Annotated in this window: 19 protein-coding genes and 3 pseudogenes; 3 read left to right on the top strand and 19 right to left on the bottom strand. The window is 42.9% G+C overall.

Annotated elements, in window-relative coordinates; translation table 11 throughout:
- Window positions 1-6: 6 nt before the first annotated feature.
- The 12 genes and pseudogenes from ACWPAB_RS12115 to ACWPAB_RS12060 all read right to left on the bottom strand — a co-directional run bounded on the left by ACWPAB_RS12115 (window position 7) and on the right by ACWPAB_RS12060 (window position 10,603).
- Window positions 7-1,464, bottom strand: coding sequence for a PTS transporter subunit EIIC (locus ACWPAB_RS12115; RefSeq protein ID WP_016381836.1), 1,458 nt, complete (start codon window positions 1,462-1,464; stop codon window positions 7-9).
- Window positions 1,465-1,476: 12 nt separating this feature from the next.
- Window positions 1,477-2,373, bottom strand: coding sequence for an alpha/beta hydrolase (locus tag ACWPAB_RS12110; RefSeq protein ID WP_016381837.1), 897 nt, complete (start codon window positions 2,371-2,373; stop codon window positions 1,477-1,479).
- A 314-nt stretch (window positions 2,374-2,687) separates the two neighbouring features.
- Window positions 2,688-2,885: a type I toxin-antitoxin system Fst family toxin gene (locus ACWPAB_RS12105; protein ID WP_225358531.1), complete on the bottom strand. Its 198-nt coding sequence runs from the start codon at window positions 2,883-2,885 to the stop codon at window positions 2,688-2,690.
- Window positions 2,886-2,977: 92 nt separating this feature from the next.
- Window positions 2,978-3,694, bottom strand: coding sequence for a nitroreductase family protein (locus ACWPAB_RS12100; RefSeq protein WP_003572070.1), 717 nt, complete (start codon window positions 3,692-3,694; stop codon window positions 2,978-2,980).
- Between the two features lie 251 nt (window positions 3,695-3,945).
- A pseudogene (locus tag ACWPAB_RS12095) lies at window positions 3,946-4,161 on the bottom strand (IS30 family transposase); the annotation flags it as partial.
- Window positions 4,122-4,598, bottom strand: a complete 477-nt coding sequence (locus tag ACWPAB_RS12090; RefSeq protein WP_016381838.1) for an apurinic/apyrimidinic endonuclease family protein — start codon at window positions 4,596-4,598, stop codon at window positions 4,122-4,124. The pseudogene ACWPAB_RS12095 and the gene ACWPAB_RS12090, both read right to left, overlap by 40 nt.
- A gap of 198 nt (window positions 4,599-4,796) precedes the next feature.
- Window positions 4,797-5,966 carry an ROK family transcriptional regulator gene (locus tag ACWPAB_RS12085; RefSeq protein ID WP_016381839.1) on the bottom strand — a complete coding sequence of 390 codons (1,170 nt, stop codon included), beginning with the start codon at window positions 5,964-5,966 and terminating at the stop codon, window positions 4,797-4,799.
- 48 nt (window positions 5,967-6,014) lie between these two features.
- Window positions 6,015-6,425 (bottom strand): PTS sugar transporter subunit IIA, encoded by a 411-nt coding sequence (locus tag ACWPAB_RS12080; RefSeq protein ID WP_016381840.1) that lies wholly within the window; start codon window positions 6,423-6,425, stop codon window positions 6,015-6,017.
- Between the two features lie 14 nt (window positions 6,426-6,439).
- Complete coding sequence (locus tag ACWPAB_RS12075; RefSeq protein WP_016381841.1) at window positions 6,440-6,925, bottom strand: PTS system mannose/fructose/N-acetylgalactosamine-transporter subunit IIB; 486 nt, start codon at window positions 6,923-6,925, stop codon at window positions 6,440-6,442.
- A gap of 15 nt (window positions 6,926-6,940) precedes the next feature.
- Entirely contained in the window at window positions 6,941-7,753 is an 813-nt protein-coding gene (locus tag ACWPAB_RS12070; protein WP_016381842.1) for a PTS system mannose/fructose/sorbose family transporter subunit IID, read from the bottom strand.
- Complete coding sequence (locus tag ACWPAB_RS12065) at window positions 7,746-8,531, bottom strand: PTS mannose/fructose/sorbose/N-acetylgalactosamine transporter subunit IIC (protein ID WP_016381843.1); 786 nt, start codon at window positions 8,529-8,531, stop codon at window positions 7,746-7,748. Before ACWPAB_RS12065 ends, ACWPAB_RS12070 begins: the two co-directional genes overlap by 8 nt.
- Entirely contained in the window at window positions 8,531-10,603 is a 2,073-nt protein-coding gene (locus ACWPAB_RS12060) for a glycoside hydrolase family 31 protein (RefSeq protein ID WP_016381844.1), read from the bottom strand. The genes ACWPAB_RS12065 and ACWPAB_RS12060 overlap by 1 nt, the downstream gene beginning before the upstream one ends.
- A 265-nt stretch (window positions 10,604-10,868) precedes the next feature.
- On the opposite strand from ACWPAB_RS12060, the pseudogene ACWPAB_RS12055 reads away from it, so the two are divergent.
- Window positions 10,869-12,205, top strand: a pseudogene (locus ACWPAB_RS12055) (IS4 family transposase).
- A 266-nt stretch (window positions 12,206-12,471) separates the two neighbouring features.
- The gene (locus ACWPAB_RS12050) at window positions 12,472-12,807 is read left to right on the top strand and encodes a hypothetical protein (RefSeq protein ID WP_016381846.1); all 336 of its coding nucleotides are present in this window, start codon (window positions 12,472-12,474) and stop codon (window positions 12,805-12,807) included.
- Window positions 12,808-13,106: 299 nt separating this feature from the next.
- On the opposite strand, the gene ACWPAB_RS12045 is transcribed toward ACWPAB_RS12050, so the two are convergent.
- The 7 genes and pseudogenes from ACWPAB_RS12045 to ACWPAB_RS12015 all read right to left on the bottom strand — a co-directional run.
- Entirely contained in the window at window positions 13,107-13,646 is a 540-nt protein-coding gene (locus ACWPAB_RS12045) for a helix-turn-helix domain-containing protein (protein WP_016381847.1), read from the bottom strand.
- Window positions 13,647-13,787: 141 nt separating this feature from the next.
- Window positions 13,788-14,372 carry a DEAD/DEAH box helicase gene (locus tag ACWPAB_RS12040; protein ID WP_049152621.1) on the bottom strand — a complete coding sequence of 195 codons (585 nt, stop codon included), beginning with the start codon at window positions 14,370-14,372 and terminating at the stop codon, window positions 13,788-13,790.
- A gap of 105 nt (window positions 14,373-14,477) precedes the next feature.
- Window positions 14,478-16,547, bottom strand: a complete 2,070-nt coding sequence (locus ACWPAB_RS12035; RefSeq protein ID WP_050569250.1) for a TOTE conflict system archaeo-eukaryotic primase domain-containing protein — start codon at window positions 16,545-16,547, stop codon at window positions 14,478-14,480.
- 53 nt (window positions 16,548-16,600) lie between these two features.
- On the bottom strand, window positions 16,601-18,016 hold the full coding sequence (locus tag ACWPAB_RS12030) for an IS5-like element ISLrh2 family transposase (protein ID WP_016381848.1): 1,416 nt from the start codon (window positions 18,014-18,016) through the stop codon (window positions 16,601-16,603).
- Window positions 18,017-18,364: 348 nt separating this feature from the next.
- A complete protein-coding gene (locus ACWPAB_RS12025) occupies window positions 18,365-20,974 on the bottom strand; it encodes a DEAD/DEAH box helicase family protein (RefSeq protein WP_016381849.1) in 2,610 nt (869 codons plus the stop codon).
- A 4-nt stretch (window positions 20,975-20,978) separates the two neighbouring features.
- Window positions 20,979-22,694 (bottom strand): site-specific DNA-methyltransferase, encoded by a 1,716-nt coding sequence (locus ACWPAB_RS12020; protein WP_016381850.1) that lies wholly within the window; start codon window positions 22,692-22,694, stop codon window positions 20,979-20,981.
- Between the two features lie 107 nt (window positions 22,695-22,801).
- Window positions 22,802-23,031 (bottom strand): annotated as a pseudogene (locus ACWPAB_RS12015) (transposase); the annotation flags it as partial.
- 118 nt (window positions 23,032-23,149) lie between these two features.
- Between ACWPAB_RS12015 and ACWPAB_RS12010 the strand changes: the two are divergent.
- Window positions 23,150-23,239, top strand: a complete 90-nt coding sequence (locus ACWPAB_RS12010) for a putative holin-like toxin (protein ID WP_107791768.1) — start codon at window positions 23,150-23,152, stop codon at window positions 23,237-23,239.
- The last annotated feature ends 94 nt before the right edge of the window (window positions 23,240-23,333 follow it).

Genomic DNA, 23,333 nt, shown 5'->3' with positions numbered 1-23,333 from the left:
CCTTTCTTATTCTGGGAAGATTTCATCGATACGATCTTCATCAACACCAAAGAACCAGGTGCAGATGAATCCACCTATGTAGGCGATTAGCATTGCAAGCAGGTAAAGAAGTTGTTGTCCCGGTTGCATGATGAGTAAGCCGAACAAGCCAGAAACTCCTTGGGATACAGTTCCTAATTTGAACAGAGAAGCCGCTATGCCACCAAATCCAGCACCAATACATGCAGTGATGAATGAACGACCTAATGGCAAGGTAACAGCATACATCAGAGGTTCACCAACTCCAAGAATGGCGACTGGAATTGAACTCATTACCATTTTCTTAAATCGTTTGTTGTTGCTCTTAAAGAACAGTGCAAGCCCTGCACCAACTTGACCGCCACCGGCGGTCATCAAAATCGGAAGAAGATAGTTGATACCATGAGTTGGACCAGTCGGGTCGTTCAACATAACATGGATTGGAGTCAACGCTTGATGCAGCCCAACTGATACCAGCCCTAAAAATGTGGAAGACAGAATATAACCACCAAACCAGCTGAGCTTACCGTAAACAAAATCCATTGCAATATAGATGGCGTTGGTCAACCAAAGTCCAACTGGCTGAAGGAAAACAACGGCAATCAAGCAACCCACAATCAATGTCAGTAATGGTGTAAAGAAAGTATCCAGAACACTTGGCATAAACTTGCGAATGCTACGCTCCAACCAAGCAAGAAAGATTCCCAAGAATAGCGCAGTCAACAGACCGCCAACACCTGTGACGTATGGGGTGTTAGAGATAGGCATTGAGAGCGCCTGTGATGCCATTGGAAAACCGACAATTGAAGCATTTAGGCAAAATACGCCGCCGATACCACCAAGAATTGCGCTCCCTTTAAATTCACGTGTTGCGTTCATACCAACAAAAATTGGCAGGAAAGTAAACAGGCCCCAACCTATCGTCTTAATTGCCATATACCACCAGTCATTGTTAAATGCCGAACCTGTTTGATAGTCAATAACGTTTGTCAGGCCATTTATCAAACCGGCAGCAATAATCCCTGGAAGTAGTGGAATAAAGACATTCGCAATGTGCTGTAGTCCGCGTTGAATAGGCTTATCATGTTTTGCTTTATTTGCTGCCTTGTTTTGAGAAGCCATGCTCTTAAGTTCTTGCAAGTTGGCTTGCTTAGTATCTGTACTTATTGTGTCTTCATCTTCATCGGCTGAGCCTAATGGGTAGCCAGTTAATTCAGCAAATGGTTCTGCCACCTTGTTAACTTTCCCTGGGCCCAACACAACCTGCAGGGTATCGGCTTCAACAACTGCAAGTACGCCGTTAACACGTTTCAATTGATCAATGTTGACTTTAGAATCATCGCGAATACCGATACGAAGTCGTGTCATACAGGCCACGTTGCTAAATACGTTCTCTTTGCCTCCAACTTTATCCAGAATTTTTTTTGCAATATCTGCGTTATTCATTTCAACCCCTCCTTAGTTCATCTCGTTAATGGCCCAGGTGTAAGCCTTTGGTGCAGCTTTTGCCCAATAGACCCAGTTATGATTATCGCCAGAATCTCTAATGAACTTCGTACTATTGCCTGCAGCTTTAGCATCTTTGACGAAATGTGTCACATTCTTAATGGGCACAGTGGTATCAGAGCTCGTTGATTCGATGTATAGCTTAACGCCTTTGGACGCATCATTCATGTATTGGGTTGGGAACAAAGCTTTGTAGCGTTTTGTTGACCAGGATACATTACCATCAGTGAAGGCATGCATATTCATTCTAATTGGATTGTCTTTTGGCAGGCTATACCAGACGGCTGGAGAGATTAAAACAGCCTTAGAGAAAAGATTAGGATATTTCAATGCAATTCTTGCGGCACCAGATCCGCCCATTGAAATACCACCAATAGCGTGCTTAGAAACGCTATTGGATATTTTGTAATTCTTGTTGATGGTTGGTATGAGATCATGAATAATGGCCGATTCGACTTGAGGTCCACCTTTCTGGTTGACATAGAAACTATTAAAACCGTCAACAAAAACAACAATCATGGCTTTATTAGTTCGATGCTCAATACCATCGAGCATCTGCTGAGAGTTAAACCGTTCAAGCAAATTCCGGTGGTTTCCATATAACCCATGCAACATATAAAGAACAGGATACCGCTTGCTAGAACTTGGATCGTACCCTGCTGGCAAATAGACATCATAATTCCAGTCGAGATGCAATTTCTTGGAATAAACCGTACTAGTAACGACTGAGCTAAGATTAGGCGTTACCTTAGCTGTCGCTGCCTGTGCCGATACTGGGTGACCAATGCCTAATGCTAAAGCAAACGTCCCTATCAATAATGAAGCTAAAAACAAGTGCTGATGTTTCATGTTCTTCCCTCCCAAAATATTGTTATCGCTTACAAGATGACTATAAACTCGGTGAAATTATATTTCAACTAAAAACTAAAAAATTCCCATTTTAAAGAAATATTTCAAAAGTCTGTGCCTAAACGGTATATCTCTAAAGGGGAGATAATTATGGCAACCAGCAATTTCATTTTTGTTATTTATCAGTCCTATTTACATTCTTACCAGCAATCACAGCCGATTTTAGCTTTTTTGTGCTCCTTTTTGGATAGCTATAATGAACATGCATAATTTGCAGTATATATTGAAACCAAAAAAGGCCACTAGGGTATACCCTAGTGGCTAAAAGCAAATAAACTTGGCATTATGAAAGAAGGTCCCCTATGCAACCCACAATCGGTAGTATCCTCAAACAGCAACGGCAGTCGCAAAAGTTGTCGCAAGTCCAGCCAACGTTTGATCAACTCAATGATAACCCCGACCACCACAGGGCCGACAACGACTGTGAATAGATCCTTCAACAAAGACAACACCCCCTTTGGAGGCAGCTGCCTAGAGATGATTGTCGCATGACACTTGACAAGACACAAATTAAAATTAAAAGATGAATCGATTTATTATCCTGTTATTTCAAACAGAACCCTTGTTGATGCAAGGCATCGAGTAGTTCGCTGCGCTTTTTCGGCGTATGGGCGGCACCGTTAGCTAACAAATGGGAGAAGGTTTCTTCGCGCTGATTGGTATCGCGGGTCGCATAGTAATGCTGAATCACGTGGTCGTAATCTGTTAGTTGCGTTTTCCAGTCGTCAGGTAAGTGATAAGTATTGTCGAAGCTCATTAAGCTTTGCGGCATGCGCGGCTTGAAGTTTGGTTTTTGATCGGGATAGCCGACAATCACGCCACAAATCGGGAAGGTGAGGTTCGGTAGGTGAAGCAGGGAGATCAATTGTTTTGGATCATTGAGGATACTGCCTAAAATCACGGTTCCTAACCCTTGATTTTCAGCGGCATCGACGAGGTTTTCTGCCGCCAATAAAGTATCCGATGCGGCTTGGATAAATTTATCCGTTGAGCTGAGTTGGTTAGGGTGGTCGGCGCATAGGTCTGCGCGGTATTGATCCGCCACGAAAATCAATAATTCACCATTGCCATCGACATAAGTTTGGTGGCTGATGGCGGCGATTTGTGAACGCAGTGCGGAATCGGTGATATGAATAATGCTAAAAGACTGCAAGAAATGTGAGGTTGCAGTATGTTGGGCCACAGTGATCAGGCGGTTCAAGCATTGCGGGTCAACTTGTTGCGTGGAAAATTTGCGAATGGTTCGATGATCTAAAAACATGTAATCGCCTCCAAAATAATTATAGTCGAAGTTTTAGCTAATGTAAGGAAAGAATTCGTGGTCTTGCAATACCGTCGTCAGCAAGGTAAGCTCAAGGCAAATTTAAGGAGGCCCAATGCCATGGCGATCACCATCACTCGTGTTACTGAGGCAAATGCTGAAGATTTATTATCCCAAATTGCAAGAACAAGTTAGCCGGGGTGTTGAGACACTCCCAAGAACAGTCTGTTATCTTATGAGTGGTTCATTGTTTAGCTTACGTGTTGTGCTGAACGCCGAGTCCGGCGCACTTCGGTCTCAAAACACTCCTGGGGGCTACGGTAGTCTAGCTTTCTCCGGGGAAGCCCGTTAAGACGGTCTTGGGTAGCCAGCACCTGGCTGGGACTAACATCATCCAGCGACTCGCCTTTTGGGTAGTCACGTCTAATCATGCGATTGTGGGCCTCGTTGGAGCCGCGATCGCATGATTTGCCGCTCCGACCTTTTTTGCCGTGTCTATGCCTTGTTTAACTTGGCCTGCAGCGTATGCAAAAATGTCCACTGACGGTGAAGAGGCTGCACCTTGCATAAAGCGAGGGTTGGTAAACATGTTAGCTGTGTTCCAAAGTACCTTCAGTCCAGAAGCCTTCTGTTTCAGAACAAACAAGTCGGTGATTTCATCCAAGTTCTCATTAGTTTCGCGTAGTGTGTTTCCTTCAAAGGAAACATCCCGGTCATGAAAAGCATAATAGTCAACCCCTAGCTTTTTGAAAAACTCAAAAGCCGCATTTACTTTTGTCTTTGCCAACTCCATGTTCTTCAAGCCTTGCCATGGACGAACTGCTGTACTGTCACCAAAAATATCGTTTAGTTCTTGGCCAAACGTGTGCCAAGAAGCAACAGAAAATTTCAACCAGTCCCGCATTTTACGGCCACCAATCTCCTCATCAGCATTGTATTAAGTAAATGAGAGGCCATCAGGTACTCTAGAATTCCCAACATATTGAATGGTGCTAATTTCTGGAAAATATTCCTTTGTCATACTGTCCCCTAAAAAATTATGAGTAAAGTTCGTTTTTGGTAAAAAGAAAAGAGGATTGCTCCTCTTCTTCATCGTCCCACGTTAGTTCTTCTTGCCGTTAAAATTGAGCACACCGCTACGTAAATCCAATATATGGTGGATGATCTTGGAACAGCCGCCTAATAAAGTTGCATCATCAACATTTTCAATCAAATCAATCTTGGTTCTCTCACCAGTAACATGAGGGACTGCATTTGTGATTTGATCTAATAATTCTGGCAGTTCGCGAATTAACGGTGAGTTTATGCTCACCCTTGTGGGATCCAAGGTCACGATCGTGTTGTACAGAATATTGGCTATATAGAAACACGCATTGTTGATTACCTTCTGGGTTACGGCATCACCATCTCGATACATGTTAACAATGTCAGAACGAGATAGCTGAAAGTCTGCTTTCTGCTGACGGATTTGGTTCACCATTGAGTCCTCAGAGCAAATAGATTCTATCGTTCTTGGCAAATTATCGTCATTAACTTTTGGGTCGTATACCGTTGTTTGGCCAATTTCACCTGCTTCTCCATGATGCCCAGTATACAGTTGGTTCTTTATGATAATGCCAGCGCCAATACCCTTGTGGATACTAATACAAACAAGATTCCCAACATTGTTATTATTTTCAAAGTCACGTTCATAAATAGCTGAAAGATTAGCTTCGTTTTCTAACACAACCGGAACATTGAGTCTAGTCTCAAGTTCATAAACTAAATCCAACCCCTCGAGCTCAACAAAAGGAGTATAAAGCACTTGATTCTGGTCAACAATGCCGTGTATGGCAATTGCTAGCCCTAGTACCGGCACCGATTGCGAACGGTTTGCCTCCTCAAAACATTTTTGAATGATCGCAAGACGCTGACGGATACCCAAGCTCTTGACTGCAAACTCTTGATGATAGAGGGCCTTACCTTCTATCGAGGTTAAAAGGTACTTCAATGTTTCGTACCCCATTTCAAAAGCTGCCACATTTCCTAGTCTCTTGTTAAAAGAAACAAATGTTGGCTTTCTTCCACCGCTTTTAGAGCTCGTACCAAATCCGGTTTCAACTAGGTACTTTTTATTGATCAAACTCGCAACGATATCGGAAACGGTAACCTTATTAAGCCGAAGATTTCTGGATATTTGGCTTCTAGAAATTGGCCCTGCATTGAATACCTCTTGAAGTACCCTACGCTCATTGGTCTCCCGGACCTGGCTAATATTTGTTTCCATGACCATTGCTACCAATCCTTTACCTTATAATTGTTCCATGATCTAAAACTCACATCATTCATCGTCATCGCTTATCACAGAAGATTTTGTATCAGGTTCAGTGATTCCTGTTTTACCTGCACTCACCAGTGTCGAAACCAAAACATCGTTATCCTGAAGCGTTGTTGATTCCAATATCATCCCTAAATTTAGCCCTGTGACTACCCGAATTCGCTGATCTTCACTGGCTTTTAAAAGTGCCGTGTTGCAAGGGGTCCCACCGAGTAAGTCCGCGATGATTGTAACTCTCTTTTGGTTTTGATATGTCGCAAGACAGTCATCCAGTTTGGCCATGGTCCCTTCAATACCATCATCTGGGGCCATATCGACTGTTGGATAAGGCAAGGATTGACCTAAAATCATTTCTGCTGATGCCTTCACCTGTGAAGCTAAATGCCCATGGCTCATCAAGATAATCGCTGGCATAATGTTCCCATCCTTCATTTCAAGATATCTTTCAAATAGGTCTTTTTGTCATCGGGAGTCATAATTGTGGTGATCTCAATGCCATCCCCTAACAAAGTCTCAAAGGCCTTCTTTTCATCTGGAGTCACGCTGATGTTGGGCCGAAGTACTTCGGTCCCTGGACGATTAGACATGTTGCCAACATTGACTGTAGGCAAGTCAAAGCCTGCATCTACGAAAGGTAAAAGATCCATTGGTGATTTAACAATGAGTAACACGTTCTGGCCTTCGTATTTATTCGCTTTGATGTTGGTTAATGCTTTCTCAGTGGAAATTATCGACGAAGCAATGCCGGCAGGTGTGGCCATTCGTAAAACCTGCTTCTGCACATCGTTACTTGCGACTTGATCGTTAACGACCATCAGCCGAGTGACATTCAACCGGTTGCTCCACATCGTGGCTACCTGACCATGGATCAAACGATCATCAATTCTAATATTCTTGATACCTAGCATCTTCATGTGTTTTTCCTCTTTTTACTTTAGAATTCCTAAGACATGCATTAATACTGCAAATACCATCACGCCTAAAATCAGCCAGATTGGCTTAACATTTTTCTTCAGCAACCAGTAAACAACACCCACGAGGGCGGCAGGTATCAACCCTGGCATGATTTGGTCCAAAATTGCCTGACCTTTCATGTTGAATTTTCCTTGTGAAAAGTTCAAAGCAACCGTGGCTTTTACTACTGACGGAATCAAAGCCCCAACTACCATTAAGCCAAGCACTGCAGTGCTCTCTGTCAACGTTTTGAGACTCTTTTCAATCGTACTGATTAAACGCGTTCCAGACGTATAGCCCATATTGAATAATGGCACGCTTAACATCTTCAGCGCAACACTAACCGCAATCCAAAGGAAGATTCCAACAGGGCTGCCTTGCAAGGCCATATTTGCTGCAATCGCACCGAAGATGGTCCAAGGAATAACTACAAAGAGACTGTCTCCAAGGCCTGCCACTGGTCCCATTAACCCTGTTTTGATTGAGGTTACTGCCTCATCTGTATCGTCGTTACCGCTCTCTTCCAGAGCCACATTAATCCCCAAAATATATGGTGCGACCCACGGGTTCGTGTTAAAAAACTGTAAATGGTTCAAGACTGACTTCTGTAGTTTGTCCGGGTGGTTTCGATAAGCCACTTTTAGGAATGGCAACATGGCGTAACAATATGCCAATGCTTGCATCTTTTCATAGTTCGAAGAGACAGAGCTCGTGAAAAACCATCGCCAGAGAACACGCTTGCGTGTCTTCGGATCTACTTTTGCTGGATTCGTGTCTAAGTTATTCATCTTCCATCATGCCTCCCGCATTGTTATTGTTGTTACTATTCTGCTCTTTGTTAATATTGTTCTTGTAAATGATTAATGCAATTGCTGCACCGATAAGGGCGACCCCAAGCAGTGGAACCTTTAGATAAACAGCCAGAACAAAACCAATGACCAAGTAACTGATATATTCCTTTGCCGGCAAATAACGAAGCAGTAACGCAATACCAACTGCAGGTAAGAGCCCACCAGCAACGGATAAGCCACCTGTCAGCCATTCAGGTGTGTGTTGCAAAATTGTATTCACTAATGAAGGCCCAAAGATCACAGCAAGAGCAATCGGAATGCCTGTTGTAGCCATTGTCAGGAAAACACCGATCATTTGCATGACCGTTACATTCCGGTAGTCTTGTTTTTTTGCTCCATCTTCGGCCTGATGTACGAGCCAGATCCCAATTGTGTTTCGAATAACATCCAATTGGACCATTAGTAGCGCCACTGGAATCCCAATAGAGATCCCGACTGAAGCTTGTTGTCCTGTGGTAATTGTGATGAATGTAGCCACCACACTGGCTGTTTGGTAGTCAGGAATCGATGCACCGCCAAAGTTACTGATTCCTAAGGACATTAACTGTAGCGTGCCCCCAATATAGAGACCCGTCTGCATATCTCCTAGAATCAATCCCGTTATAAAACCAGCAGTCACAGGCTGGTAGGTACTAAACATGGTCGAATTCTTTTCATAGTTCATGAAAAAGCCGTATAAGATAATAAGCACGACTTGCCAAATTTGTGGATGCATTATTTCGTCCCCTCATTCAATAGTTTTTTTAGATCCTCGACATCCAGATCACTATCTGTTCTTTTAAGAACAGGAATTGCATCGATTGGGGCTGGAATCTTCAAAGTTTGACCACCAGAGAGGGTTTCTCCGGTCGAAAGGTTCTCCCAATCAGTCCCAGCTGGAAGGTACACGCCTCGACTTCGTTCTTGGTAATTGAGAATTGGTGCAATTAACAGGGCACTGCCTAACATGTAAGTGTTGTCAACCGACCATGCTTCACGATCTTGTGGAAACTCGTAAAATAATGGTCTCATAAGTGGTAAACCTTTTTCATGTGCAATTACCATTAAACTCTCAAGGTAATCCTTCAAGGTCTCTCTAATTTTGACGAACTTGGTTAACACCTTCTCCACCTTCGGCCCATATGACCAAATCTCATTCGGTGCACCCGTGACCATTGATCCACCTCCACTGAGTGACAATGGCTTACTGTGAGGCTGGCGGTCCCCGTGCATACGTAATACTGGGGAGAAAGTTGCGTATTCAAACCATCTCATCAATAATTCTCTAAATTCTGGGTCTTCTGGATGTCCACCGTGAAAGCCACCAATGTCTGTCGTCCACCAAGGAATCCCAGCCAGACCCATATTCAAGCCGGTATTTACTTGATTACGTAGTGCTTCGAAACTGGAATCGATGTCTCCGGACCATGCCAAAGCGCCATAGCGTTGTGCACCCGCCCATGCACCTCTCACCAAAGTAACAACTGAATCTACTTGATTCTTGCTTCCCTCATACACCATTTTTAGATAATCGATTGGGTAAAGATTTCCTACTTGAAGGTCAGTCCCTTTGGAATACCTATAATTGACAAAGTCATAAGCCGAGTAACCTGGCTCGGCTACATCCAACCAATAACGTACGAAACCGTTCTTTGCATAATTATTTTTGATCAAGCTCCACACATAGTCTCTAGCTGATTTGTTGGTCATATCAACAAATACTGTGTTTCCTTGGATTTGCATTGTCATGCGAACTCCACGATTGACTTTGACTAGATAACCATTTTCAAGATAGTGCTGATAGTTCCTAGCGTCACTTTGTACGGTTGGCCAGACCGAAACGATCGGTTCTACATCGTAGTCTTTAAGTTCGGTCGCTAAAGCCGCTGGGGCAGGCCAATATTCTGTGTCAAATCGATACTCACCCTGTTTCGGCCAATGAAAATAGTCAATTGCAATTACTGATAACTGAATACCTTTGGAATGGTATTTCTTTACCACATCTAGTACTTCTTGTGATGTCCGATAGCGCAGTTTACTTTGCCAGAGGCCCAACAGCTTCTTCGGGAATATTGGAACCGTCCCTGTGACCTTTGCATACTGTTCGCTTAATTGTTTCGGCGTATCACCTGCTGATATCCAATAATCAATGTATTTGGTCGAAGGCATTTCCCACTCCGTTAAATTTTTTGCAAATGTAACTCGTCCGATTCCCGGATTGTTCCACAAAAAGCCATAACCCAAGTTGGAAATATAGAATGGAACAGAAATCTGCGAATTTCTTTGTGCAAGTTCCAAGATAGTGTTTTTTAGATCCAGAAATGGTTGCTGATACTGTCCCATGCCGAATATTTTTTCACTTGGATCAGATTCAAATCTAGTTGTGATCTTGAAATCACCGCCGTCATTGCCCTGATATTCCCTTGCCTTCAACTTCAAGGTTGAGTTGAAGTCCTTTGTTGCCTGAACTGCCCCAGCATCTTCGCTACCATCATCGTGCTTAACTGCGCGTTGACGAATGAACTCCTTCAATAGCACTTTGCCATCCTGATTATAAAAAGTCAGGCGTTGTCGATGGTCAATGACAGCCTTGATATCGCCATATTGAATGCTGGCAGAATCGTCTTCTTTGATGATGGTTAAAAGATTGCTCTCAATCTCAGGCTGCTTAAGTAACGCCCGGTCTCCATTACTGAATTGCTGATCAGGAAATGCTCTAACGCGTAAGGAATTCTTTCCCCAGGGCTCAATTACAAGTAATTCGTCATCGTAACGCTGTTCGATCGAATGTTCTTTAATCGTAATCATTCTTCAGTATCCTCCCCCTCGTATCTTCATCCGGTTAGTTAGCATAACAAACTTACTAAGTAATGATAACGCTTACCATTTTTAAATTCAAGGGAAAGTTCAATACACCTAGAACTTTGTTACAAGCTAACACTCATCTGAAGCTTGAAAGTCCGGATTCACGTCAAGTACACGTGGTTCTGGGCTTTATTGGCCCAAAAAAGCAGACTCTCCTGCGCTGTAAACTTGATTCGAACAAAAATCTGATACAGAGGAGAGTTGCGCTATGAGTATGATAGATCATGCATCGACTGAATTGGACTCCAGAATATTATTCATCGTTTTTCGTCTTTAGTGAGGTTGAGTAAGCTAACCAGAAAGGCCAACTTTCGTAGACACTCATCGATTTCACTCACCAAGGTGCTGGAGTGGTTAAGCCAAACTATGTCTCTGGGACGGTCCCTTTATCGCGCCATGTCGACTCCTAACTTTACGATTCGGACAGTTCGCAATGATCTGAACGATGGACGCACTAATTGGCAACGGCTAACGTATCTGGTTGGTGACGCCATTATCAAACATCTTAAACCTTACATTGATAATAGACGACGATTGGCGTTCATTCTGGATGACACACTTTTTGCCCGGGACTATTCCACCAAAATGGATCTACTGGTCCGCGCCTTCAACCATGACGACCAGGTTTCCCAACGTGGGTTCCGGGCACTTACTTTGGCTTGGAGTGATGGCAATTGTCTTCTAAGCGTGCTAGCCAGCGACTGGGCAACCCAGCGAAGACAACAGTGACCAATCGATTGCAGAACAACGCCGAGCACAAACCCAACGTAAGATGAACGATGTCGCTGTCGAATTACTGATCCAGGCTCTAGGCAATCATCTTCTCGCCCATTACGTGTTTTTTGACAGTTGGTTCAGTTCACTGCGGATGTTTTATACCTTAAAGCAAAGGGGTTAGCGGGCATTAGCTGATCAAACGCACGAAGAAGAGCTATTATCGTTATCGTGGCTGGTTATACTCTGTTAAAGGTCTTTATACGACTCCGCGATGCCCACCGGCAAACGCATCAGAATTATCTGTACAGTCCAATCGTGACTGCTTATGTCGTGATGGATGATGGTACGCAAGAAGAATACCCGCTTAAACTGGTATTCGTGACCAATCCGAAGAATGCCAGCAGTTATCTGGTATTAGCGACGACACAAATTAGTTTGCGCCCAGAAGAAATTATTCAAATGTACGGTCGGCGGTGGCAGATTGAAGGGTACTTCAAAATAGCCAAACAGTATCTCCGCTTGGACAAGTCACAGATTCAAAGCTATGACGACCTCTGTGGTCATTTGGCAGTGGTCATGATCACGTATGATTTACTAGCATGGCAACAGCGTCCAAATGAAGATGATCGGACCCTTGGTGACTTATTTTACGAAATGGATGAGACCATGCCAGATATTGCGGTGACGCAAGCACTGGCATGGCTTCTAAAGGCATTAGCTACTCAGGGTGCCACTTTGATGGGGAGTGTAGAAGGCATAATAAATAACATTGTTGATCATTTTGTCAGTTTTCTTCCGAAGAATCTGGTCACCCTTTTGGAGATCTGACTAGATCAAGGTTATTTCTGCCCTTATCCAATAATTGCCAAGGGTTCAGAGCACTATTGGGGTTTCAAGTTTCAGTTTTTGCCAACAAAGCCCGAATCCACGCGTGTTTAACGTGAATCCGAGCTTTCAAGTTTCAGATACCAAAGTCTCTGCATAAAATGTTCCGCTGTTTTATCGACTACCTTCAATGATTTATTTTAATAACAAGACTAACAGAAGCTACTTTAGCCTCAGGATCGTAATATCCATATAAAGGAGAAATGCGAATGAACGGTAAGTATTTTCTGATCAACCGAAAGGGTACCAAATTCAAATTCTACTGGGCTCCCCTTTCTCCAGCTCCAACGCCAAGTGCAGGGTTTGAACAATGGGGCGTGGCGGTTGTTGATCTTTCATGGCCAATTGAAGATCCCAGACCATTGCATCTTAGAGCTAAGCCTCTCCCTTATTCGTTAAAACCGCCAGTCCAAATTCTCCGCGATCCCCATATTCCAGGATTTGAGGATGAAGACTTTCGCTCTCAAGTTTTGGGCTACCATATGTATCAGGCCATTCAAGTTTTCAGTCAGAACAAATCATACTATTCATGGGCAAGCGGCTAAGAAATATAGCAGTATTTCTCTAAGCAAAAAAGACACGAAGCCCCAATCGCATCACCAAAGCCACGATTTTCGCGATTACTGCCAACGTTACACTCGCAAACCTGCCCTATATTGATGACGCCATTATTTTCCCCCATCGCACCAGCATTCAGACCCATGCCTTTCTCTACCAAATTATCATGGACCTCATTGTGGCCCGCTATCGCCACTTCGCACTTGCTGGTCAGTCATTCTCGTGATTGAGCGGCAGTTTGTGAACATAGTCCGGGCCTGCCGCTGAACAACCGTGGCCGGTAACTTCACTCTCCTACCCCATCAATCACGCGGCGTCCAAACAACCGCGTTTTTCTAACTTTTACATTGTGGTGCAACTGATAAGTTCGCTGGCCCGCGCGCATGGCTTGCTCAATGGCCTGTATTTCTTGCGCTGCGTCTTGGCGGGTGGCGTACCAGCCAAGCACAACCCAAGCCTCATTCCAAAAGCCGAGTGCGTTGGCTCCCAGTAGCATAGCGCGGGGTCCATATTTCCCGGGAAAAGCGACTGTGGCAATCTCAAATTTGATCACCGCGCTGAGGGTACCGGTGAGCGCGGACTTAATCATCAAACCAGTGCTTGAAGTAGCAGGTGTGGCTGAAACAGGCGCCAGCGGTTGAGCCACCAACTGATCCACTGACACGTTGAGAAAAGCGCTCAGTTTGGTTAACCGCGCCAGGCTTGGTTCAGCGGCACCGGTTTCATATTTTGAAATGGTTTGACGACTGACATCGATGGCGTTGGCAAGATCTTCCTGTGACAAGCCAGCCCGCTTGCGTAAGCTGACGAGATTTTCACTGAACATGTTGAGCCCTCCTCATGATGGTTTTGAATCCGGACTAGCTTTTTAATGATGCCACCAAAAGCACAACGCCGCCACCATCCTTGCGTGGCAAACTGACAACTGCTGGTTGCATCTGCTGATTTGGGGTTGCGTTTGGCAATTTCATAATTGCCAGTCGCTTTGAGTTGCCAGCAACATTGCCTTGAACTGTTTAATAAGTTCTGGATGGTCAAGGCGAAAGGTCATGCCACGATTGAAGGCAAAACCGAGATCGGCCGACAGCCACAGTTGCCGGTTGTCAATAATGATGCAGTTAGGCAGATTGTCCGCATACTGGGTTACTTCAATCTGAGCAGAATGCGTCAGTTCAGGTTCTGTTTGGGTCTCTAATCGGACATTACAGCCACGGGCGGCAGCATTTTCAATTAGCGTGGTCAAAAATGGTTTCAATCGTGGCGCCACAATGAGCAATGTCTGCGCTGATGCAGCCGCGGTTGCAAGTGCCACCTGGTAATTGCCGTCGAAGATTTGAAGGCCCTTTTGATTAGAGTCTTCATCTGGCACAATTTGATAAGCCAGCCGCCGATATGCCTTCTTCCGTTTTTGATACATCCGCAACAACATGGGCACGAACATATCGACGTAATCAAATACTCGCAAACTTTTCTTCTTGGCGAGCTGCCGATTCAACCGCCCAAGGTACTGTTCGACATTTCCGCCGAATCCCACTGGCATAGCGAGAATCATCGTATCGAGGGTAGGAATGTCTAAGCCTTCGCCGCCAGTACTCGTCGTGGCCAGAACAACGTAGGGCGCATTATCCCGGTTAATTTGTTTGATTTCTTCCGCGCGTTACTTGCTGGAGAATTTGCCATACAGGCGGTATACGTGAGTTTTTGGCAAGTGGCGATACAACTGGTCAACGTGTTCCCGTCTGCGTGTCAGCACTAAGATGTGGCGGCCATCTTTCAGACAGTGACGAATATCGCGTAAGATGAGCTGGTCGCGGTCAGGGTCATTCATCATGGCAGTTTGATTCTCAGAAAAACCGTTTTGCAGAATTTCCATAGTGGTCATCCCGAGATTCGTCAACCGTGGAATGACAGTTCGTTGAACAGTTTCCAGGTACTTAGGATCGACCACTTCAGTCTTAAACCGAATTGGGCCGAATCGCAGTCCAAGGATCGGATCCTGGCCATCCCGACGCTGTGGGGTTGCGGATAAGCCGTATAGGTACTTGCTTCGAACCTGGCGAATGACATCATCAAATGTCACAGCAGCATTATGATGCGCTTCATCACTAATGACCATGCCATAACGGTTTAAAAACTCCTGTTTGTCCGGCAACTTGCCTACTGCCTGAATTGTGGCGACATCAATCAACCCACTTGGATTCTTTTTCACCCCAAAATACGTGCCAATGGGTTCCTTATGGCGTTTGCGGCCGGATGGCGTGAACTCATGAACCACCGGCTGATCCTGAATGGTAAGGAAGTCTTTCAAGCTCGCGATCCACTGCTCAGCCAGCGTTTTATTGGGTACGAGAATGAGTGTACTAACCGCAAAATGTGCGATCAAGCGCACCGCAATGACCGTTTTGCCAAAACCGGTCCGAGCAACGAGTAAGCCAGTTGGGTTAGCCGTCATCGCGGCAAATGCCTTCTGCTGATTCGGGTAGAGTTTGCCATTAAAGTGAAGATGTAAGGGTAAACCGGGCGTCAGCCGCTCAACCCAGTGAAGGTGTGCGGTAATACCAGCCAATTCGTCTTGAAGTCCGCGCGGTAAGATGAGTTCGGTCGTGGTTTCCCTGAACAGTGAGATAATCCGCGGCGTCAGATTGACTGGCATTTTGTTGGCTTGCCGCTGATAAAATTCCGGATTACGAAATGACGCTAACCACTTGAGGTGAAGAATATCATGAGCCGATAAGTCAGATTTTTGAAGATGCAACTCGCTATCTCGAATGACTGTAATCGGCTGATCAATGTGATACCCCTGTGCAAACAGATCATCAGGTTGCGACGGCTCACTATCATAGAATTGAAAGCCCGTCCGCTGTTCGAGTTTTGTTGTCACTGCTTGGACCGTGGTCAATGAAAGCAGCGGGACCGCTTGTAACGCTTGCCACTGATCCTTAAGCGGCGTAAATAATGGATCGACAAAAACCGTGTGTCCTGCCAGAACTCCTTGGCCTTCCAGCGGCGCTGCAATTAAGTTGCCTAGTTGCTCAGCGCTCAGTTGGTCCTGCGCAGGAAAAAGACGATCAAAGGCTGAAAATGGCAGCCGCGGGTCAATGGCCTGCGTGGCTTTGAGCAGCGCATCCCCCAACTTTCGGGCATCAGTCGCTGCAATCGGCTCATCAAAGAATAACCACACATGGCACCCATGACCAGACTGCGATAATTCGATCAGCGGCGAAAGCCCATTTTGACGGCAAACTTTGACAATTGATGTCGTGAGGGCTTGCCACAACTGGGTCGCTTGATGGCCATCGACATCTAGCGCGAGGAACTTGGTTTTGTTGGCGGCGTCTAGCGGGTAGAGCCCAATCGCGAAATCTGTTTTCGTATCCAAATGGCGGCGGATGATGTCATCAGTCAACGGATAATGAACCTTCAATGACGGGCGGCCATGTTCAAAAGGACCAGCTGGGCTATATTTCTTATGCCCATCTTTAAAATAACGCTTGGCATAAACATCGGTTCGGTTCACAAACCGCGTCTTAAAAAGCGCTAGTCGCCGAGCCCAATCCGCACTATCATCCTGCATCCGGGCAATCAGCTCTGACATTGGCATAGTGAAATACTGCTGGGTGCCGGGCAATCGAAAAATGCCGATCTCGCCGGCTTGAAAATGGCTGTGGTCTTCCGCTTTGGTTACAAATTCATACATCCTGCCATCCAGCTTGAATTGTTTGGCCATGCCATCACCTTCTTTGGCTGATCGTCACGCCCGCTTACTTAGTGCCTGGTGATTTAGGCTGCGGTTTCTGGCCGAATTTCAGTCACTTTATAGTTGATTTGATAATGCAGGCCACCCTGTTCGACCACAATAGAAATTGGTACAGAAAAAAGCTTAAGGAGGAGGTCGATATTTGCCAATGCAATCGCGCTATCCACCGTTACCACCAAGGACTCAGCCGTTCTGGTGTTCACTAAGTCAAGCCCAAGTGAACCTTTCAAGATGGCAAACTTGCGCTCAATGGCACCGCGACGATTTTCCGCACTGACATCGGCTTCGCGCTGTTTCGGATCCACATGTTTGGGCTTTCGACCCAGCTTTCGCCCATTAAGTTTAATGCCTAGCTTCTTACACAGATTGATGTTATCTCGCGTGCGATAGAGAGTATCGACCAGCACCTCATCCGGATATTCACCCACTAGGTCAAAAGCATGGTCAAGCGTTACTTCAAGATCAGTGCTTTTGTTAAATGAATTGAAGTCGAAACGCTCTACATCAATCACGCCATCCAACATGGAACAGTCAATCTTGGCGCCAAACTCAACGGACTGCTTTGCCTTACCTCGCACGATTGGCCGGATATACGGCTGTTGAAGGCTAACGATGCGATTCTCGACATGGTGAGTGTGGTTCTCAAACATGAAGAGCTGCTGCTCATAGACTTGTTTAATCACTTCCAGACGCTGTGCTTGCCAATCAGTGAGCTGACCGCCTTGCGCAAGCAGTTCCGCCACATATCGCAGATCTCTTCGGATGTATTGTAGCTGAGCCTGAAGCTGTTTGCGGCGTTCCTTGTTTTGACGCCGCGGTTTTCTCGAAAAAGCGGTCCACTTACCTTTTGCTTCACGTCTGTACGTCCGCGGAATTTCCACACCTAACCCGTGGGCCAGATCTGTGACCATTTGTTCGAGATTCAAACGACTCTGGTTAAGCAGCGTTGTATCTTGGGGATACTTGATCTTGACCGGAACGGCAGTCGCATCACTAATCAAAACATGTGTCCCCTCAGGTAGATCGGCCTCCAACCGCTCGCGCGTGAAGTCATTAGTAATGTTGCGGATCAAATCTGAGATGGCTGAAAGCCGTTGGCGAAAGTGCACCAACGTTGTGTGTTCAAATGGCTTCTTAGCGCGATATTCAGGTAATCCGATGAAGTACTGATAGGCTGGTGTATCACGGATATCGTCGACAACCTGGCGGTCGGTCAGGCCTTTCTTCAACTTGATCAACATTGCGCCATAAAGCAATCGAAATGGCTTCGCTGCTCGGCCGGTTTTTGAAGGGAACTGTAATTGGTATGCCTCTTCAAGTTTGGCCCATGGGATCAATTCTGCATATTGAACCCACTCGTTGTCCGGGCTGAGCGGTGTTCCCAGAGCGCTTCCAAAGGATTCAAGTGACAGTTGCGTTGCTTTTTGACGATAAACCATGATCAATTCCTCCGATAGGTCAGCGATAAGTGCAAGGGTAAATCCCAAAGCATAGGCATTTCGGGCAAATAAGGCTTACACTTATTATACGCTTAACTATTGGTAAATCCTATTATGAAAGTACTTTTAGAGTTTTTCACCATCCACTATGTAACGAAAAAAGTATTGATTGTAAAATTTTCCAGCGACTACCTTCCTCGTAACTTACTCCAAATTTCATTCCTATATCTTGAATTTCAGATCCAGTCATATAGGGGAATATGTCTCCCTGTATAAGTAAATCTATAATAGCTCTTTGATTTAAAATTGAATAACTTTCATCTTCCAATATACAATCACCTCACAATTCTACGGTAAATTTTCTATTTCTTGCTCAACATTTCTGCCATCGTTGTAAGTAAAGAATTTAACACCATAAAGCTTAACTTGATCATTCTCACCAACAAGTTCAATATTTTCAGGACGAATACTTTCTAAGAGTTCTTGTTTCCACTGATCCTGATCAAGCAATTGGGGTCCCTTAGGCTCAATATAAATTTGATAACAAAAATCTTTATTCTGTAAATAGAGGATAAAATCAGGCATGAAACCGGCATAATGAGTTGTCTGACCTTTAAATTGATGTAGCTTGAAATTAGTATTGCGTTCATCATTTCTAAATAAATAAATTTGACTATATTTTTGACTTAATCGGTCAACAAAAGCGCCGATTAAGTCAACTAAAGACTTCTCCAGCTTATCAACAATGGCTTCTTCAAAAACAAACCAAGGTTTATTTTTCATTGAGTAGGGTAAGATCATTTCACTGACTGATTTATTAAAATGTTTGGCAACTTTCTTTTGGTAGTCCCTAATCAAGGATTTTATAGGAACTGGAATAAAGCGCTTAGTACCGCGTTGTCTTTGATAGTTATTAATAATCTGTTTTTGAACAAAAGTTAAATATTGTTCAACTGCTTTAAGTTGCTGCTTACGATTTAAGGCTGGTGAACCATTGCTGACACGAGCATACAAACGAATATTTCCCAACCAATTATCAGCTGTCATAAATTCATTTAAAGAATTCAAAGTAGGAATATATTGCTTCAGAGAGTTAAACCGATAGAACTTATTACGTGAGAAGGCTTTTTTAACTAAGATTACGGCATCTCGAAACTTAAACAAAAATCTAGTTTCTGTTAAAGGATCTTTCTCAATAGCAACAGCATTATAATTTGTTTCCCAAGTACTCTCTACCAAATTGACTTCAGCCATTGTGGTGGTATTAACCCCATAACGGTCAAGGCAATTAAATTCTTTATCTGGTACAGGCTCAACTTCGTTGTAGTAAAGATTACCCTGTTGATAAACTTTAGAGTGTTTAAATGACGGTTTAACATTAGTTTCAAAAACATCAAAATCACTATCATCTTCGACAGGTAGGTCCATCTTATCAAGTGACTTCTTAAGGTTATCTAGGTACTTAGGATCATTGATAGTGTGGTAATAAAGACTCTCTAATAACTGATATTTAGGATTCTGGTTGTCAAAACGACGTGTATAAGAGTTTTCGCCTTGATAAACAAAAGGATTGTAGCGTGCTCCTCGACCAATCAACTGAGCTTCACTGTTTGTTTGGTTCAAGGTAGTGGATTGTTCACCAATCCGCACAATATCATAAAGGTTTAAAACGTCCCAGCCCTCACTTAACTTAGCGACAGCAAAAATAACCCGAAAGGGATTATCAGAACTTTCCAAGGTATTTAGATTATGCAAGTCATTTAAATCGCCTAAAATTCCTTCTTTGGCACTATCGTTAACATTAATAGTATTCATAGCCTGAAAGTCACGTTTTAATTCAACAATTGCAGTACCCAAATCTTGCGATAACCAGTAATCATAAGCTTGTTTCAATGCTTGACTATGGCTAGTGTTTTGTTGATGTTTAAGAAAATCGGTTAGGTCCGTTATATTCAACTGTGAGATCATACTTAAAAAAGTTGTTCGAGCATCTTTAGAAACCGCAATTTTATTAGACTTAAACAAGATTACCGGTTTAAAGTCAGGTATTTTTAATTCATTGGCAATTCGCTTACGATACTGGCTAAGCAAAACAGCATTCAGCATTTTGTTCTCATCGTCGTTATTTGCTTGTAATCGATATACCCGTTTAGAATATCCTTGGTGAATAAAACGGCTTAAATCGTATCTATAAACAATCTTTTGACGATATTTTTGATAAATCGCTTCATTTTGTAAATCTAGAGTTGCAGTAAACTCGAATTGACGATTATGTTTATTAGCTTGACGAATACGATCCAGGACATATTCCCAGGAACGTTCTTTTTGGTCCTCTTTACTTTTAGTACCAGCAGAAAAATGATGCGCTTCATCAGCTAGAATAATCAACTTCTGTTTCTCTAAATCGCCATAAGTTAAGCCATTTTCCCGTGGTGTATTTAACTCATTAGCTAAAGTTTGGATAGTTGCTAATCTTAAATAGATCACACCATCTTCTGGTGTACTAGGAAACCGAGTTACTGAGCGAAGCTCGATTCTTTGACCATGGATAGTCAAAGGTTGGGAGAAAAGATATTTAGGTGAAGCAGTATTTAATAAATTGTCATAAGTCTTAGCCACCACAGCATTTGTATTTACCACAAAAAGAAAGTTATGATAAGTAAATTCAGTATACAAATACAAGATCAGGGCAGCTAAAACGTCTGTTTTACCACTACCAGTGGCCATATTAAAAAGTAATTGATTATATTGGTAATCAGCTAATGGCTGTCGCTGTGTCCAGTCTAGATTAACTAAAGCTTGATTTTGGTAAGGTCGTAATTGGTGCTTTAAATTACCTTTAATATATTCTGGGATAATAAAGGGCTTTTCATTACTAAGAAGATCAATCTTACGTTTGTTTTCCAATAAATCGACCAGTGGGAGTTCAATTTTGCGCATAACTTTTTTTTTAGCCATTAGTTTAGTCCCTCTTTCCATAGAAGCTTTGATTAAATTGATAATCCTTATCGGAAATCAGGTCACGGACATCGGCATCATCAATATTATTGAAGTTGTAGTAAAGTTGATTCTTATCCAATAATTTAACTAATAACTGCTTTTGTTCTTCAAAAGACAAAGCTTTACGTTCTGCATCATTTTCATATTTATCAAGATCCACTCGAAAGTCGAAATCTGCTCCCACTTTCATGCGTTTATATATAATATCTAATTCATTCATATCTTTAGCCGCTAGCAGATCTTTTAGATAGCCTTGGTTCTTTTCCATTAATTCAGCATAGACAAATGATCCGCCACCATGCCAGTTTGCCTTTTTTGAGATTCCTTCTTGACCACCCTTCATAACTTTTTGTAAGCGAGGAATCGAAATAGTGCTAATATAATCCATTTGTTCAACACCAATAAAACGGCGATGCATCTTCATGGCTACCGCCTGGGTTGTTGCAGATCCCATGAAAGAATCTAAAACCAAGTCATTTTCTTTCGTTGTTGCCCCTATAATTCGTGCTAATAGTCTTTCGGGCTTTTGAGAATTAAATCCCATCCTTTCTGGATCCTTTTGTTGCAAAATTGATACGTCCCAGACATCATCTGGTGTAACCAAGTCATCTTCATAATATTTATATACTTTACCCGCAGACTTTATTGAATAATAAATTTTCCCATCATCATCAACATTCTTTTTCATATTGTTCCGCTTTTGAGGACTTCTTTTTTCGCCGACCATTTTATTATCGGGAAAGTACTTGTAATGCGATGTTTTAGAGTACCAGAAAATAGTATCATGCTTTTTAGCAAAGGAGTTCTTATAACTTCCACCAGAACCATAGTGCCAAATAATTTCATTAACAAGGTTATCTTCCCCGAAAATTTCATCTAATAAAATTTTTAAATAAGCATCCTCATGCCAATCAATATGTACGAAAATACTACCATCATTCGCTAACAAATCTTTTGCAATTCTTAACCTATTTTGAAGAAAAGTGAGCCACGTTGATCGGGTGTATTTATCATTATATGGGAAGTCGTTGCTTGTATTAAAAGGTACATCGAAATAAACTAAGTTTATTTTACCAGAGTATTTTTCAGCAATACTATGTAAAGCAATCAGATTATTACCCTTAATAATTAAATTATCTTGATCAGAATAACTAGATGCATTATGTTCACCGTTTTGATCATACTTTTTAGCATTAACAAATATTTTAGGCTCCAGCAATTCATCAATTTCAGGCTTAGCAATGGTTTCATTTAAAAACGGTTCATTAGCAGGTACGTCTTTATTATCTAAGTCTTCTTTTGTCATACCGCCTTTTAACACGGTATCCTTAAAAGGAAAATCCAAAACAACATCAGCAGATTCATCAATAAATTTTCCATTAGCTGTTAAACCAATTTTGTTTGTATATTTTGTATAACTGTCTTCCCAAAATTCTTTATATTCAAACATCTCAATAAATTGATTAAGTTTAAATACTTCAGTATCAGCTATCTTTTCTACATAATTTTTATGTATTAAAGGATCTTTAAATAGCTTTGTCATCAGTACATGGTCGAATTTATCCAAGTCATTAATTACATTATTTCGTTTCAAGGAACCCTTACTAGTTAAATACTTATTTCCAAACTCTCCTAAAATACTTTTGACTTGAGACATTATCTTAGGTTCTATTTGCATATCTATTCTCCTGTTAATGAATTTTCGTTTCTTGAGTAACTGCTGTACTTGATAATTTCTTTGTAGTAATACATTACAACAAATTTTTGTGTAAACAGTCTTTGCCAACTGTTAGCACCATCGACTAGAACATCGCGAAGATCATTGGCATATAAGGCAATCATCGCACTGGCCCCGTCCCGATCAAAAACATTGGCTCGGGTAATATAAACGGCTTGTGGAAACCCGTTTATATCAACGGCTAGATGGCGCTTAATTCCCGATATTTTCTCTTACCAGCATCATAACCTTTATTTTCAGCAGTTGCGGTATTTTTACCGCTTTGACCAAGCACAATACTTAATTCAACTGTATAATGGATTAAGCAAGAATTTTTAAGGGCGGTGGCTGTCTTTTCCCTTGCGAGGTGAGGCCCATGGGAACATGGAATAATCTTCAGGAAGGTTTCAAAGTCAATGAACGTCTTCCAGACACTCTCGTTGATGTTGCTGTTTGGCACGTTTTTAATCGCGCTACTCAGCTATATCGACAGGCACCACAAATAAAAAAGCCGCCCTGTGTAACTTTGGCAGGTTACAGGACGACTAGTATCTAGTCTAATGTTAATGCCACCGCCTTTGAAGCGGCTTGCGCGGGAAG

The organism is Lacticaseibacillus sp. 30 (assembly GCF_053819265.1).
This window is presented reverse-complemented; position numbering and strand designations above follow the sequence as displayed.

What these genes read in the sequence shown, in the direction of transcription:
- ACWPAB_RS12115 (WP_016381836.1), bottom strand. Translation starts at nt 1,464, where the DNA reads ATGAATAACGCAGATATTGCAAAAAAAATTCTGGATAAAGTTGGAGGC.
- ACWPAB_RS12110 (WP_016381837.1), bottom strand. Translation starts at nt 2,373, where the DNA reads ATGAAACATCAGCACTTGTTTTTAGCTTCATTATTGATAGGGACGTTT.
- ACWPAB_RS12100 (WP_003572070.1), bottom strand. Translation starts at nt 3,694, where the DNA reads ATGTTTTTAGATCATCGAACCATTCGCAAATTTTCCACGCAACAAGTT.
- ACWPAB_RS12090 (WP_016381838.1), bottom strand. Translation starts at nt 4,598, where the DNA reads ATGCGGGACTGGTTGAAATTTTCTGTTGCTTCTTGGCACACGTTTGGC.
- ACWPAB_RS12085 (WP_016381839.1), bottom strand. Translation starts at nt 5,966, where the DNA reads ATGGTCATGGAAACAAATATTAGCCAGGTCCGGGAGACCAATGAGCGT.
- ACWPAB_RS12080 (WP_016381840.1), bottom strand. Translation starts at nt 6,425, where the DNA reads ATGCCAGCGATTATCTTGATGAGCCATGGGCATTTAGCTTCACAGGTG.
- ACWPAB_RS12075 (WP_016381841.1), bottom strand. Translation starts at nt 6,925, where the DNA reads ATGAAGATGCTAGGTATCAAGAATATTAGAATTGATGATCGTTTGATC.
- ACWPAB_RS12070 (WP_016381842.1), bottom strand. Translation starts at nt 7,753, where the DNA reads ATGAATAACTTAGACACGAATCCAGCAAAAGTAGATCCGAAGACACGC.
- ACWPAB_RS12065 (WP_016381843.1), bottom strand. Translation starts at nt 8,531, where the DNA reads ATGCATCCACAAATTTGGCAAGTCGTGCTTATTATCTTATACGGCTTT.
- ACWPAB_RS12060 (WP_016381844.1), bottom strand. Translation starts at nt 10,603, where the DNA reads ATGATTACGATTAAAGAACATTCGATCGAACAGCGTTACGATGACGAA.
- ACWPAB_RS12050 (WP_016381846.1), top strand. Translation starts at nt 12,472, where the DNA reads ATGAACGGTAAGTATTTTCTGATCAACCGAAAGGGTACCAAATTCAAA.
- ACWPAB_RS12045 (WP_016381847.1), bottom strand. Translation starts at nt 13,646, where the DNA reads ATGTTCAGTGAAAATCTCGTCAGCTTACGCAAGCGGGCTGGCTTGTCA.
- ACWPAB_RS12040 (WP_049152621.1), bottom strand. Translation starts at nt 14,372, where the DNA reads ATGATTCTCGCTATGCCAGTGGGATTCGGCGGAAATGTCGAACAGTAC.
- ACWPAB_RS12035 (WP_050569250.1), bottom strand. Translation starts at nt 16,547, where the DNA reads ATGGCCAAACAATTCAAGCTGGATGGCAGGATGTATGAATTTGTAACC.
- ACWPAB_RS12030 (WP_016381848.1), bottom strand. Translation starts at nt 18,016, where the DNA reads ATGGTTTATCGTCAAAAAGCAACGCAACTGTCACTTGAATCCTTTGGA.
- ACWPAB_RS12025 (WP_016381849.1), bottom strand. Translation starts at nt 20,974, where the DNA reads ATGGCTAAAAAAAAAGTTATGCGCAAAATTGAACTCCCACTGGTCGAT.
- ACWPAB_RS12020 (WP_016381850.1), bottom strand. Translation starts at nt 22,694, where the DNA reads ATGCAAATAGAACCTAAGATAATGTCTCAAGTCAAAAGTATTTTAGGA.
- ACWPAB_RS12010 (WP_107791768.1), top strand. Translation starts at nt 23,150, where the DNA reads ATGAACGTCTTCCAGACACTCTCGTTGATGTTGCTGTTTGGCACGTTT.